Origin of the sequence: Acinetobacter gyllenbergii, from assembly GCF_001682515.1 — a bacterium.
In the GTDB taxonomy this organism is placed as follows: domain Bacteria; phylum Pseudomonadota; class Gammaproteobacteria; order Pseudomonadales; family Moraxellaceae; genus Acinetobacter; species Acinetobacter gyllenbergii.
In genome coordinates this window covers 60,132-74,182 of sequence record NZ_KV575266.1, presented here as the reverse complement: position 1 = coordinate 74,182, position 14,051 = coordinate 60,132, and the positions used below count along the sequence as shown (strand labels likewise).

Annotated in this window: 12 protein-coding genes and 3 tRNA genes; 7 read left to right on the top strand and 8 right to left on the bottom strand. The window is 44.5% G+C overall.

Translation table 11 applies throughout. The features are described from left to right. The first annotated feature begins 17 nt into the window (after window positions 1–17). From NG55_RS14445 to NG55_RS14415, 7 genes are all read left to right on the top strand, one after another. Window positions 18–1,400 (top strand): AAA family ATPase, encoded by a 1,383-nt coding sequence (locus tag NG55_RS14445; RefSeq protein ID WP_065343642.1) that lies wholly within the window; start codon window positions 18–20, stop codon window positions 1,398–1,400. Between the two features lie 254 nt (window positions 1,401–1,654). Beyond that, window positions 1,655–4,507 carry a monovalent cation/H+ antiporter subunit A gene (locus tag NG55_RS14440; RefSeq protein WP_065343641.1) on the top strand — a complete coding sequence of 951 codons (2,853 nt, stop codon included), beginning with the start codon at window positions 1,655–1,657 and terminating at the stop codon, window positions 4,505–4,507. Next, complete coding sequence (locus NG55_RS14435) at window positions 4,500–4,868, top strand: Na+/H+ antiporter subunit C (protein WP_004656199.1); 369 nt, start codon at window positions 4,500–4,502, stop codon at window positions 4,866–4,868. Before NG55_RS14440 ends, NG55_RS14435 begins: the two co-directional genes overlap by 8 nt. Further along, on the top strand, window positions 4,868–6,679 hold the full coding sequence (locus NG55_RS14430; protein ID WP_065343640.1) for a monovalent cation/H+ antiporter subunit D: 1,812 nt from the start codon (window positions 4,868–4,870) through the stop codon (window positions 6,677–6,679). Before NG55_RS14435 ends, NG55_RS14430 begins: the two co-directional genes overlap by 1 nt. Further along, complete coding sequence (locus tag NG55_RS14425) at window positions 6,679–7,206, top strand: Na+/H+ antiporter subunit E (protein WP_016542333.1); 528 nt, start codon at window positions 6,679–6,681, stop codon at window positions 7,204–7,206. The genes NG55_RS14430 and NG55_RS14425 overlap by 1 nt, the downstream gene beginning before the upstream one ends. After that, window positions 7,203–7,478, top strand: coding sequence for a monovalent cation/H+ antiporter subunit F (locus tag NG55_RS14420; protein WP_004656203.1), 276 nt, complete (start codon window positions 7,203–7,205; stop codon window positions 7,476–7,478). Before NG55_RS14425 ends, NG55_RS14420 begins: the two co-directional genes overlap by 4 nt. An 11-nt stretch (window positions 7,479–7,489) precedes the next feature. Next, window positions 7,490–7,864, top strand: coding sequence for a Na+/H+ antiporter subunit G (locus tag NG55_RS14415; RefSeq protein WP_004802326.1), 375 nt, complete (start codon window positions 7,490–7,492; stop codon window positions 7,862–7,864). Between the two features lie 54 nt (window positions 7,865–7,918). Here the strand turns inward: NG55_RS14415 and NG55_RS14410 are convergent, their stop codons facing one another. The 8 genes from NG55_RS14410 to secG form a co-directional block, all read right to left on the bottom strand. Beyond that, on the bottom strand, window positions 7,919–8,320 hold the full coding sequence (locus NG55_RS14410; RefSeq protein WP_005240073.1) for a ribosome-binding factor A: 402 nt from the start codon (window positions 8,318–8,320) through the stop codon (window positions 7,919–7,921). After that, entirely contained in the window at window positions 8,320–11,034 is a 2,715-nt protein-coding gene (gene infB, locus NG55_RS14405) for a translation initiation factor IF-2 (protein ID WP_016542332.1), read from the bottom strand. The genes NG55_RS14410 and infB overlap by 1 nt, the downstream gene beginning before the upstream one ends. A 10-nt stretch (window positions 11,035–11,044) precedes the next feature. Then, complete coding sequence (gene nusA / locus NG55_RS14400) at window positions 11,045–12,529, bottom strand: transcription termination factor NusA (protein ID WP_065343639.1); 1,485 nt, start codon at window positions 12,527–12,529, stop codon at window positions 11,045–11,047. 37 nt (window positions 12,530–12,566) lie between these two features. Next, a complete protein-coding gene (gene rimP / locus NG55_RS14395; RefSeq protein ID WP_005278551.1) occupies window positions 12,567–13,091 on the bottom strand; it encodes a ribosome maturation factor RimP in 525 nt (174 codons plus the stop codon). A 199-nt stretch (window positions 13,092–13,290) separates the two neighbouring features. Next, a tRNA-Met gene (locus NG55_RS14390) sits at window positions 13,291–13,367 on the bottom strand. A gap of 88 nt (window positions 13,368–13,455) precedes the next feature. Continuing rightward, window positions 13,456–13,532: transfer RNA gene (locus NG55_RS14385), tRNA-Met, on the bottom strand. Between the two features lie 45 nt (window positions 13,533–13,577). Continuing rightward, window positions 13,578–13,662: transfer RNA gene (locus NG55_RS14380), tRNA-Leu, on the bottom strand. Window positions 13,663–13,718: 56 nt separating this feature from the next. Beyond that, on the bottom strand, window positions 13,719–14,048 hold the full coding sequence (gene secG, locus NG55_RS14375) for a preprotein translocase subunit SecG (protein WP_004656213.1): 330 nt from the start codon (window positions 14,046–14,048) through the stop codon (window positions 13,719–13,721). Window positions 14,049–14,051 lie beyond the last annotated feature (3 nt).

Genomic DNA, 14,051 nt, shown 5'->3' with positions numbered 1-14,051 from the left:
TTGATTGAGGTCAGCTCATGCAACTTGAATCGGTTCAATTCAAACACATTGGCATGTTTCGGGATTTAAATCTCAAATTTGATCCCGAACAACGCCCCATCACCTTGATCCTTGGCGACCAAGCCACAGGCAAAAGCAGCATTTTAAAAAATATCTACCAGAGCCTGACTTGGTTTTCTGCACGCTATAAAGATATTCGTACTGCAGGCGTGGTGATTGCCGATCAAGATATTATGCTGAATCGCCTGCAAGCCAAAATTCAAATTCAAGTCCGTATGAGTAATGAACTTGCAGGGACACTCACCGAAAGTAGCTCCGCTCAGCAGACCGACACCCAAAGTTGCGCATGGAAGCTTTATAAAACATTTAATAGTCAAGGGGTTGGTATTAGCCAAGTGGAGACCCAACAACTCGATCAAATGGTGACCCTATATCAAAAGACGGGGCTACAAGACCCATTATTCGGCTTGCCTTTGATCGCCTACTATCCTGCTGAACGCTTCGTGCAAGACGTCAATTTACAAAGCAAAAATACCCCTGGAACCCTGCAAGAAATCTCGGCCTACGATTTGACCGCCATCCCCTATACCACCTTTACGCGTTTTTTTGAGTGGCTACGCGAGATTAGCGATGTCGAAAATGCACATTCAGCACATATCGTTAGGCGCCTAATGGGCAACGATTTTAATCAGCAAAATCAATCTGAAATATTGCAAGAATTACAACAAGAACTGATTAATCATCCAAAGCAACTCTCTGCACCCAATCTTTATGCCTTGAAAAACAGCTTGCACACGGTTTTTCCTGAATTAAGTGATCTTTATATTCAATATGTGCCAAAACTACAATTGATGGTGCGCTATCACGATCAGTTGATTCCTTTTCAACAGCTGTCCGCCTCACTCAAAACTTGGATAGCACTGGTTGGGGATGTTAGCCGTCGGCTTTGCTTACTGAATCAACACTGTTTTAATCCTTGCTTAGAAGGTGAAGGGATTTTGATGATTGATCACATTGACCATCAACTCGATCAAAATAACTGTGCAGAAATTCTGGAACGCTTACATCAGGCTTTCCCATGTCTACAAATTATCGTCACAGGCAATCGAGATGCCTTGCTTGAGCATGCCTTACATTACCAATGTTTAAAACTCGACCAAACTGGGGTGTATCAACTTAATCTAGAAGCATCACAACAACAACTTTCAAACTTATATCACGGACTTAGCCAGACCGAAACAGCGCCCACTGTTCAAACCCAAACCTTACTACAAGCCGATTCATTGACCAGCAAAGTCGATGATTTGTTCCAGCAAATTCAAGACTTAAACGAGCAAGAAAAGAGCAATTTACTCAACCTACTTAAAATAGATGATACACCACAAGAAACACCGCTATAAAGCCGTATCAAAAAACAGAAATTGAAATGTTTTCAATCAAATGATGTTGTTTGTTTCATGTAATAACATCAGATTTTTGCTGCTATTTTATAGTAAAATAAATCGCATTTTTTATTTTCAAGTTGTGCAATACAACTTGCTGCCTCCGTTAACTTGATTGGGCTTCAAGATTTAAAGTTTTTGGTATTCTCTTTGAGTGCCTGTAAGTCTTGAAAGAAAATTCACCCCTTAGGTCTTCGACCTAAATCATCGACATGGATACCAGTGTGCTACCGATTATTATCTTATTACCGCTCATACTCGGCACCACCCTTGTCTCACAATTACAGCGTATTTCGCGTGGCGTGACGGCACTTGGGGCGATTGGCATCAGCCTTAGTTGTTTTATTTTACTTTTAACTCAGGCAGAAACGGTTCTTCAGGGTAATACCCTGCAACAAAGCTGGGACTGGCTTCCACAGCTTGGAATTAATCTGAGTTTTCGCCTAGATGCATTAGGTTTATTGTTTGGTCTGCTGATTAGCGGTATCGGCACGCTGATTTATATTTATGCCTATTACTATCTCAGTCCTAAAAATTCTCTCAGTAAACTCTACCAGCTGTTGATGCTGTTTATGGCCGCCATGCTGGGAATTTCACTCTCAAACAACCTGATTATCTTATTGGTGTTCTGGGAGCTGACCAGTATTTCCTCTTTCCTATTGGTAGGTTACTGGAGCCAATACGAGGCAGCGCAACGTGGCGCCCGTATGGCTCTCACCATCACAGGCATGGGTGGTTTAGCCATGCTCGGTGGCTTTGTACTGATTGGACAGATCACCGGTACCTATCAGATTGATGAATTAGTGTTGATGAAGGATACCATTCAGCAACATGCGCTATTTGTTCCAGCATTATTGCTGATCTTGTTAGGTGCATTTACCAAAAGTGCCCAGTTCCCCTTCCATTTTTGGTTACCGAATGCGATGGCAGCGCCGACCCCTGTGTCCGCCTACCTACATTCGGCAACGATGGTCAAAGCAGGGATTTTCTTGTTGGCGCGTTTAGCTCCTATTTTTATTGGCGCTGCGCTGTATCACAATATCGTGACTTTTGTCGGTCTATTCACTCTGTGTATGGCCGCAGGTTTTGCAATTTTCAAAGAAGACCTGAAAGGGCTTTTGGCTTATTCAACCATTAGTCATTTGGGCTTAATCGTATGTTTACTCGGTATTGGCTCGCCATTGGCGGTGGCTGCCGCAATTTTCCACATCATCAACCATGCCACCTTTAAAGCGGCATTGTTCATGATTGCAGGGATTATTGACCATGAAACTGGCACACGCGATTTACGCAAGCTCAGTGGTATTTGGCAACTGCTTCCATTTACGGGTACTCTCACCATGATCACTGCTGCCTCAATGGCGGGTGTACCATTGACCAATGGCTTTATCTCGAAAGAAATGTTCTTTACTGAGTTATTGGCTAACCTATCGGGTCCCGTGATGGTGATTTCAGCCATCGTCGCAACACTAGCTGGTATTTTCGCAGTCAGTTATTCAATTCGCCTCGTTCATGGGGTGTTCTTTGACGGCCCAGTTGGTAAACATGTACCCAATAAAGATGCGCACGAACCGCATTTAGGCATGCGCCTACCTGCCATTATTTTAGCTACCTTATGTATTTTAGTGGGTATCCTCCCTGCTCTACTGGCAGGAACAATGGTCAACAGTGTTACTCGTGCAAGTTTGGCACAGCCTGAATTCGAAGGCGTTCATCTCGCGATTTGGCATGGTATCAATGCCCCTTTGATCATGAGTCTAATTGCTTTAATTGGTGGATCGATCTTCTACTTTACCCTAGCAAAAGAGGGACGTATTCGTAAAATCGACCTCGATCCTTATCTTGGAAAATTCCAAGGCAAGATCCTGTTTGATCTGTTCTTGAAACATTTATTACTCACCAGTCGCAAGATTAAACAGAAGACCGAAAATGGTTCTTTGCAAAGCTATATCCTCTGGATTGTGTTATTCAGCATTGTGATGGTGGGCTTACCCCTGTTCAACCAAGGCTTAACCACAGGCACACGTGAACTCACGCATGCACCGTGGGTGGCCATTGTACTCTGGCTGACCTTGTTCTCTGGGTGCTGGATGATGCTGTGGTTCCACCATGAACGTATCAAAGCCGTCTTGATCAGTGGTGCAGTTGGTCTCGTCGTCACCATGGTGTTTGTTACGCTCTCAGCACCTGACTTGGCATTGACTCAGATTACAGTTGATGTCGTCACCACTGTTTTACTCTTGATGAGTTTGTCTTTACTTCCACAACTCACACCTTACGAATCAAGCCGTTCACGTCGCTGGCGAGATGCCAGCCTAGCCATCGCAGGTGGTTTAGGCATAGGTTGGATTGCTTGGTTGCTGTTAACCCGTGATCACAATTCAATTTCATGGTTCTTTATGCAACAGGCGATTCCACTGGGCGGTGGTTCAAACGTCGTCAATGTGATCTTGGTTGACTTCCGTGGTTTCGATACCTTCGGTGAAATTACCGTACTCGGCATTGCCGCGATTGGTGCGCTGTGTCTGATGGATGGTATGCGTGCACATGGAACCACCATGACCCAAGGCTTAACTTACCGCTTTAACCCTTCCCCACTGATGTTCCGTATCACGGCGTCATGGATCTTGCCTCTGGCATTGGTGGTCAGTGTCTACATCTTCATGCGTGGACATAACCTTCCGGGCGGTGGCTTTATCGCAGGTTTGATCACCTCAATGGCACTGATTATTCAGTACATCGTATTGGGTCAAGACCAAACCGAACAAATGATCAAAGCCAAATCAGGTCGTCTCTATGAATTATGGATTGGGGCAGGTTTAACCATTGCTGGTCTCACCGGTATTCTCGCATGGCTCTGGGCTCGTCCCTTCCTCACCAGTGCACATATCTATGTAGAAGCACCATTGCTTGGAAAAATGCATCTTGCCTCTGCAGTCGCATTTGATACAGGGGTCTACATTACCGTTGTGGGTGCTGCCATGTTGTTGATCTCCGTACTCGGAGACTCGCGTCACTCTAGTATGGCTGGTCCAATCCCAGGTGGAGATAATCAAAATGATTAGTATTGAATTTTTACTCGCGTCAGGGATTGGCTTACTTACGGCAACAGGCATTTATTTGATTCTGCGAGCCAGAACATTTCCAGTGGTCCTTGGTTTAGCCATGATTGGCTATGCCGTGAACTTGTTCCTGTTTGCCATGGGTCGCCTGCAAATCAATGCACCTGCGGTGTTGACTCAGGCCACCAAAGTGACCGACCCACTCCCTCAAGCACTGGTCTTAACCGCAATTGTGATTGGTTTTGCCACCACTGCCTTTATCGTGCAACTTGCCTTACGCAGTCGTTATGAATCTGGTACAGACCATGTCGACTCGAAAGAAGAACCCACCTTGACTTATGACCCACGTGAGGATGAGCCATAATGTTTGATTTTTACAGTTTCTGGCACGCTCACGCTCCAATTATCAGCATCTTAATTCCAGCATTCACCAGTTTTATTCTGGTGTTATTGGGCAATCCAGGTTCAGGTTCTTTAAAGCAAGATTGGCGTCAACCTTGGCGTCGCGGGATTAGTATTGCTTCGGCAGTTTTGGGCTTAATCACGGCAATCAGTTATCTGAGTATCGCTAACACAGGCCAAATTACGGTTTATCAGCTCAGTGAATGGTCGGCGCCATTTGGGATTGTGTTAGTCCTTGATCGCCTCTCCGCTTTTATGTTGGTCCTGACCTATATTCTTGCAGTACCTGTGATTTGGTATGCCAGTGAGAACTGGGATACGCGTGGGCGTTATTTCCATACCATGGTGCATTTCCTACTCATGGGAATCACCGGTGCATTCCTGACAGGCGACTTATTCAACTTATTCGTCTTCTTCGAAATCCTGTTGATGGCTTCCTATGTACTGTTATTACACGGTCAAGGTCGTCCACGTTTCCAGCTTGGCGTGCATTACGTCACCATTAACTTGCTGGCCTCTGCCCTGTTCCTGATTGGTCTAGGCATGATTTACGGCAGTGTCGGTAGCTTGAATATGGCTGATGTTGGCCGTCTAGTATCAAGCTTAGATGGCGATCAGCACAAGCTTGCCGTTGCCGGTGGACTCCTGCTGTTTGTGGTGTTTGGTATTAAAGCCGCGATGTTGCCTGTTGGCTTCTGGTTGCCGAAGACCTATGCGGTTGCAAGCACACCTGTCGCTGCAATTTTCACCATTATGACCAAAGTGGGTATTTATGCCATTTTACGTGTGAATGGGACTGTGTTTGATGATGCCATGGCTCAAAGCATTTTCAAGAACTGCTTATTGATCATTGGTCTAATCACCTCTTTCTATGGCGTGATTGGTGCAATTGGCGCTGAACGCTTGCGCCGTTTCGTTGGCTTTATGGTGTTGTCATCGATTGGTACTTTGCTAATTTCGATTGCTATGTTCAATACACAGGCATGGGCCGCAGCACTATATTATTTAGTTCACAGTACCTTGATCGCAGCAGCTTTCTATTTGTTCTGTGGCTGGATGACCTCGCAACGTGGCGCGTTTAAAGATCATTTAAAAGTTGCACCACGAATCAAACAGGAAAAGGCGGCTGCTTTTACTTACTTTACCATCGCCTTGATGATGGCAGGTTTACCCCCATTCAGCGGATTTTTGGGTAAAGTCTTCATCTTGCAAGCCACTGCTGAGACACCTTATCAAGGCTGGATCATCGCAGTGATTCTGATTGTGAGCTTGCTCAGCATCATTGCCATGACACGCGTTGGCTTTATTTTGTTCTGGCGTGCAACCCCACCGGAAGAAGATCAGAAAGAAGCGGCTTATGCTGAGTATCAAGCTCTGCCTGAGCTTGCGCCGAAGCGTAATGATACTGCGATCTATATTTTACTTGGCGTATTAATGCTTTATGTGGTTTGCGCGGCGCCGATTCAGAACTACACGCTTGCAACAGCACAGCAAATTCAGAATCACGCGCTTTATAACCAGACTATTTTGAAACATGATGCACAAGGTCGCCCGATCAGCGTACAGCCTTATGATCCAAGCTATTTACCTGAAACCAAATATGGCGGTGAAGTTGAAGATCCGAATGCCTTGCTGATTCCAGATATTATTTCCAAGCCAACCCTACAAGGCGAACATATTTCTGAATATAAGCAGCGTCAAATTGCGGAGCAAGTCCTCGAAGCGCCGACCATTCCAAATAACACACAGTTAAAGCCAATGGAGGATCACTGATGCAAAAATTATCTTTGCTTGAGCGTTGGTTCCCACATCCATTTGTGTCGGTGCTGATTTTCTTGAGCTGGCTAATGCTGGCACATAGTCTGGATCTGACTGACATTTTAATGGCACTGATTTTAGCTGTCGCAATTGCTCGTTTAGTGAGTCCATTTATTGCAAGAACGCCGCATATTCATTGGCTTCCTGCGATTAAACTGGTGTTTGTGGTACTTTGGGATATTGTCATTTCCAACTTCCGTGTTGCCAAAATGGTACTTGGTCCTATGGATCAATTACATCCTAAATGGTATCGGGTTCCGTTGGAAACTGAGCACGAGCAAGTGAATACTTTACTCGCGATGATTATCACCACCACACCAGGTACGGTTTCAGCTGGAATCGATCAGGAACGTGGAGATATTCTGGTACATGCACTCAGCTCAGACAATACCGAACTGGATATTCAAGACATTAAAAACCGCTATGAAAGGCCTTTAATCGAAATCTTTGATGTCAAGATTACAGAAGGAGCAAATAAATGACCATTTTGCCTTATGCATTGGGTATTGGTTTAATTGCCATTACCATCTCTATGTTTCTGTGCTTGATTCGCTTGATTGCAGGCCCTTCAGTGATTGATCGACTCTTGGCACTCGATACTTTATTCTTAAATGCCACCTGTCTGATCGTGGTCTTAGGTATTTATTGGGTCAGCACCAATCTATTCGAAGGTGCACTCTTGGTTGCAATGCTCGGCTTTGTTTCTACTGCCGCGCTTGCTCGTTACTTCACTACAGGTCATGTAATTGATTAAGGAGCTATACCATGCAACTGATTCTTGAGATTGTGGTTTCATTTTTTGTGGTGTTTGGTGCGTTCTTCATGCTGATCGGTTCGATTGGCATGATCCGTCTCCCTGACTTATTTATGCGCCTGCATGCACCCACCAAATCAAGTACCTTGGGCCTCGGTAGCTTTCTGATCGCAGCTATGATTTTTGCTGCGATGCATGGTCGTTTTGGTTTTGCTGAATTACTGATTACCTTGTTTGCCTTTATCACTGCGCCTGTATCAGCAAATTTGATGGCACAAGCAGCCATTCATTTACGCTTACGCTCAACCAGTGGTGATGTACCAGAAGCACTCAATCGTCCATTGCCTTGGCAACGTTATCGTCGCCATCCATTGAAGAAAGATTAACTCTTTTATTCAAAGCATAAAAAAGCCACCCGAAGGTGGCTTTTTTATATGCATTTACTTTTGTTCATCTTGCTCTTGTTCAGGTAAATCCTTCACAGCTTCAGCAATCAGACCAAACATATAATTACCGTAGGCATTGGTTTTGTCATAGTGGAAGCGTAAACGAGGCGTCACGCGAGTTTTAATACGACGACTCAACTCATGGCGCAAGAAGCCAGATGCTTTATTCAATACATCTAAAGTTTCTTTGTTCGCAGCTTCACTTTGATCATCACCAAGTTCACGCCCCATTACTGTGACATAAACTTCGGCATAACCCATATCAGCACTGACTTTCACGGCTGAGATGGTCACCAGACCACCCAGACGTGGATCTTTAAGCTCCTGACGGATAAGCTCAGACAACTCACGTTGTACTGAATCCGCCATGCGCTTTAAGCGTTGGCTACCCGCCATTAAAGACTCCGTTTAATCAATTGAACATCATACACTTCGATCTTATCTTGTGCTTTGATGTCTTTATAGCCTTTGACTGCAAGACCACATTCCATACCGGCGCGAACTTCTTCAACCACTTCTTTATAGCGACGAAGAGATTCAAGCTCGCCTTGGAACACAACCACGTCATCACGTAATACGCGAATTGGTTTGTTACGGTGTAATACACCTTCAAGCACCATACAGCCTGCTGCTGCACCAAACTTGCTTGAGTGGAACACTTCACGCACTTCCGCAACACCCAAGATGGTTTCACGGTGTTCAGGTGCAAGCTTACCGCTCATTGCCGCTTTAACATCATCAATCAATTGATAAATGATGCTGTAGTAACGAATATCGATACTATCTTGGTCTGCTTTTTGACGTGCAGTATTGTCTGCACGTACGTTGAAGCCTAACAATACTGCTTCTGATGATTCAGCTAAAGTCACATCTGACTCAGTGATCGCACCGACACCAGAACCAATTACACGGACTTTAACTTCATCAGTTGCAAGCTCATCAAGTGCAACATGTAACGCTTCTAAAGTACCGCGTACGTCAGTTTTGAGTACCACGTTTACTGTAGGAACATCTTTCTTGCCCATTGATGCCATGATGTTTTCAAGACGCATCGAGCTTGCACGCTCAAGACGCTTTTGACGTTCGCGATCTGCACGAGCATCAGCAACTTCACGCGCTTTCTTCTCATCATTCACAACAAGAACTTCGTCACCCGCCATTGGCGCTTCTGGTAAACCTAAGATTTCAACTGGAATTGATGGACCAGCAGAAGTAATACGTTGACCATTTTCATCCGACATCGCACGAACACGACCATAAGATGAACCCGCAAGAACCAAGTCACCAATGTTCAAGGTACCGTTTTGTACCAGAATCGAAGTCACCGCACCACGACCTTTGTCGACACGTGCTTCAATGACCACACCTTGCGCCGCGCCTTCTGCTGAAGCTTTAAGCTCCATCAATTCAGCTTGGATCAAGATCAAATCTAGTAAACCGTCAATACCTGCACCAGAGTGTGCTGATACTTTGGCAATTGGCACATCACCGCCCCACTCTTCAGGTACGATCCCTTTCGTGGTCAATTCATTTAAGACACGGTCTACATCAGCCGACTCTTTGTCCATCTTGTTGATGGCAACAATGATTGGCGTACCCGCAGCACGTGCATGGTCAATTGCTTCTGCAGTTTGTGGCATTACACCATCATCAGCCGCAACAACAAGGACCACGATATCAGTCGCTTTTGCACCACGTGCACGCATAGAGGTAAACGCTGCGTGTCCCGGTGTATCTAGGAAAGTAATAATTCCTTTCTCAGTTTCAACGTGATAAGCACCGATATGCTGGGTAATACCACCCGCTTCACCCGCAGCCACTTTAGAGCGACGGATACGATCCAGTAATGACGTTTTACCATGGTCAACGTGACCCATGATCGTTACCACTGGTGGACGAGTGGTTTGCTCACCACGTGCTTCTTCAGCAGCAACCAATAAGTTATCTTCTGCTTGCGTATCTGAAACTAAAACAGGGTTATGACCAAGCTCTTCAACCACAAGGACTGCAGTATCTTGATCAATGGCTTGGTTCTGAGTTACAAGCTCACCCATTTTCATCAGGGTCTTGATTACTTCACGAACTTTAACTGCCATTTTTTGTGCAAGATCAGCAACAATGATTTTCTCACCGATCTCAACATCATAAATTTGCTTTTTAACTGGTTTTTCAAAACCATGTTTATTTGCTTGGCTGGTTTTTAAGCCGCGCTTATGGTGGCTTTTGCTGAAGCTTTGTTCTGCTTGTGCATCACCACCACGACCGCCTTTCTTACCAGCGCGTGGGTTTGCTGTTGCACCACCACGTTTGATTTCACGGTCTTCCTTATTAAAGGAATCTTCATACGCTTGGCCAACAAGACCTGCGGCTAAAGGTGAATCATCAATCACACGAATGGTTGTCGTCGCATCATCACTTGAATATTTTGATGCCATTTTACGCATTTGTTCAAGTGTACGTTGCTGTGCTTCTTCAGCCGCCTTACGACGTACTGCTTCTTCAGTCGCTTTCAACTGAGCAGTTTGCTCTTCACGTGCGCGTTTTTGTTCTGGTGTTTCTGTTGGACGAATAACTGGGGCTTTAATCACCTTATCGCTATTACGCTTTTTCACCACAACTGCTGCTTTTGCAGGTGCTTGACCTGAACTATCAGAAGTATGCGCAGCACGCATCGCTTCTAAAGTTGCATTGGCTTTTTGTTCAGCGCTGTGACGAGCTTTTTGATCTGCTTCATCACGTACTTTTTGTTCAGCACGGACTTTTGCATCAGCTTCTACACGCGCTTTTGCTTCTGCAGCAAGTAACTCTGGATTTGGCTTAGCAAAAACTTGTTTCTTGCGAACTTCAACATTAATGCTTTTCGCTTTACCTGAAGTACTTGTTACTTTAGCAGTACTCGTTGTTTTACGTTTCAACGCAATCTTTCCTGTGTTACCACTTTCCTGACCATGTACTTTTTTCAAGTGATTGACCAAAGTATCTTGCTGTTCAGTGGTAATAATGTCATCTGCTTTACGCTGTGGTAGACCTGCTTCGCGAACCTGCTCTAGGAGTTTCTCTACAGGACGTTCTACGCTGAGCGCTAACTCTTGAATCGACTTGTCCGTCATCTATTATCTCCTAGTTAAACCATGATTCACGTGCTTTCATGATTAACTGACCCGCTTTGTCATGACCTAAACCGTCGATATCAGAAATATCATCAGTTGCTTGGTCTGCCAAATCATCAACAGTAACCACACCACGCGCCGCCAATGCATACGCAATCTCAGTCGTCATACCTTCCATACCGAGAAGTTCTGCACTTGGCTCTTGAATATTTTCTTGCTGTTTCAATGCATCTGTTAAAGCAGCTTCTTTCGCACGACTTTGAAGCAATTCAACTAAATCTGCCTCAAGCTCGATTTCGTCAAATGTTTCAGCTGGTACATATGCAATCTCTTCTAACGAAGTGAAGCCCATTTCGACTAAAGCCATTGCCAAGTCTTCTTCAATATCAAGACGTGTAATAAACATGTCTAAATACTGTTGCGCTTCATTTTGCTGACGAGCACGATACTCTTCTTCTAACATCATGTCGAGTTTATAACCCGTCAATTCCGATGCTAAACGAACATTTTGTCCTTGCGAACCAATCGCACGTGCTAACTGATCATTGGTTGCGAAGATGATATCGGCACTGCGTGCATCTTCATCTAAAACAATCCCTGATACATCAGCTGGCTCTAATGCGCTTGCAATATATTGTGCTGGATCATCAGACCACACCACAACATCAATACGCTCACCGTTTAACTCTTGTTGTACCGCTTGGATACGTGTACCACGCATACCAATACATGCACCCACAGGGTCAATACGATGGTCATTGGTTTTCACTGCAATTTTAGCACGAACACCTGGTTGACGAGCAGCTGCTTTAATTTCGATGATTTCTTCAGAAATTTCTGGAATTTCTTTTTTCATCAATGCAATTAACATCTCAGGACGCGCACGGGACAATAATAATTGTGCACCACGACCTTCACGGTTGACGCTATACAAGATTGCATTGATACGCTGTTTAGGGCGTAAAATTTCTTTATGAATGGTTTCTTCACGCGCTAAATACGCTTCAGCGTTGTCGCCGAGATCAATGATAAAGCCATCTTTAGTTTGCTTTTTCACTTCACCGTAAATCAACTCACCCACTTTAGATTCATAAGCATCAGCCACTAATGCGCGCTCAGCTTCACGAATCTTTTGTACGATGACTTGTTTTGCGATTTGTGCAGCGATACGACCGAATTCAATCGACTCGACTTCCAACTCACGCACATCACCAATTGACCATTGTGATGGATCTACATCAGAAATTGCGTCTTGGCATGCTGGCATTTCATGATCTTCATCCGCCACCACAGTCCACTGACGGAAGGTACGGTAATCACCTGTTTTACGATCAATCTCAACACGAAGTTGAGCTTCTTCTGAACGTGTGCCTTCGTAAAACTTTTTCTTCGTTGCCGCAACCAGTGCTTGCTCTAACGCTTGGAAGATCGCTTCACGACTAACACCTTTTTCATTACTAACCGTTTCTGCAACGGTAAGAATTTCGCGGCCCATAAGTCACCTACCGATTTCTTATAAAATTAAGTTAATATTAGTCTTGATAGATTAAATTTGCTTTATCAATATTATTACTATCAATTTCAAGCACATGATTACCTTCAACTTCGACCTGAATCAGTTCGTTTTCTAAGTCTACAGACAGTAATTTGGCTTGGAATTTACGACGGTTCTCGACAGCAGCAATTAATCGTAAAGCCACTTGATGCCCAATGTAGGCAGGCAGTTGGTTCAATTGGAAAAATGGACGATCCCAACCCGGCGAAGACACTTCCAAAGCATATTCACCTGAAATTGGATCATGAACATCAAGCATTGCACCCACCTGTTGTGTCACAAGAACACAATCTTGAACGCCAATACCACGCCCGAGTTCAACTTCACCATCTTCATTTAAGACAGGTTCAGCATTCTCATCTATCGCTTTATCAATATAAATACGTAATAGAGAACGTTTACCTTGTGGCAGGAATTCAATCCCCCACAGATCTACACCACACGCAGCTACTGCTGGGGCGATTAGATCATGCAATGCTTGAGATTTATTTGATAATTTCATTTACTCTCGTCGCTCTTATACGAGCCAATCAATCTTAACCGTATAGTGAAGCACGACTATTTGACCAATTGATGTCGAACAACTACACGATAGCTAAACAACCAATAAAAAAGGGCGTAAATCGCCCCTATGTTACACAGAAAAGCAATGCCCACTGTGCAAAAAGGCCCACCTTATTGTGAGCCTCTTTTTAGAAACTTGGTAGCGGGAGCTGGATTTGAACCAACGACCTTCGGGTTATGAGCCCGACGAGCTACCAGACTGCTCCATCCCGCATCAACGTGCAAAAATTATATACAAATATGAAAAAAAGTCAATTTAAGCTTTCATCAAATTTGCTTGATTAAGTTGCACCTTAATCAAATGGTAGCGGGAGCTGGATTTGAACCAACGACCTTCGGGTTATGAGCCCGACGAGCTACCAGACTGCTCCATCCCGCATCAACACAAACACTGCATACACCGAACTTAACTGGTTATTAAGTTTGGTGCGGAAGGGGGGACTTGAACCCCCACGCCCGAAAGCACTACCACCTCAAGGTAGCGTGTCTACCAATTCCACCACCACCGCAGTTTGTGGGACGCATTCTAGTCCTTAAAGTACAAAAAGGAAAGAACTAATTCAACTTATTCAGTTGTTTTTGGTGCGTTTGATGAAGTTTCAGGCGATGTTGCTGGTGCGGATGTGGTTGTTTGAACAGTTTTCAAACTATATGCATCTGTCGTTTGCTTTTTGGCAAAAACAGCCAAAGTCAAACTGGTGACAAAAAACAATGCAGTAAAAATCGCAGTTAAACGAGTCAAAAAGTTACCCGCACCCGAAGCACCAAATACGGTTGCAGCACCGCCACCACCAAATGATGCGCCGGCTTCTGCACCTTTACCTTGTTGTACCAAAACCAAAGCAATAATTAAGATTGCCAAAATAATGTGTACAACGAGTATAAAACTATACATCTC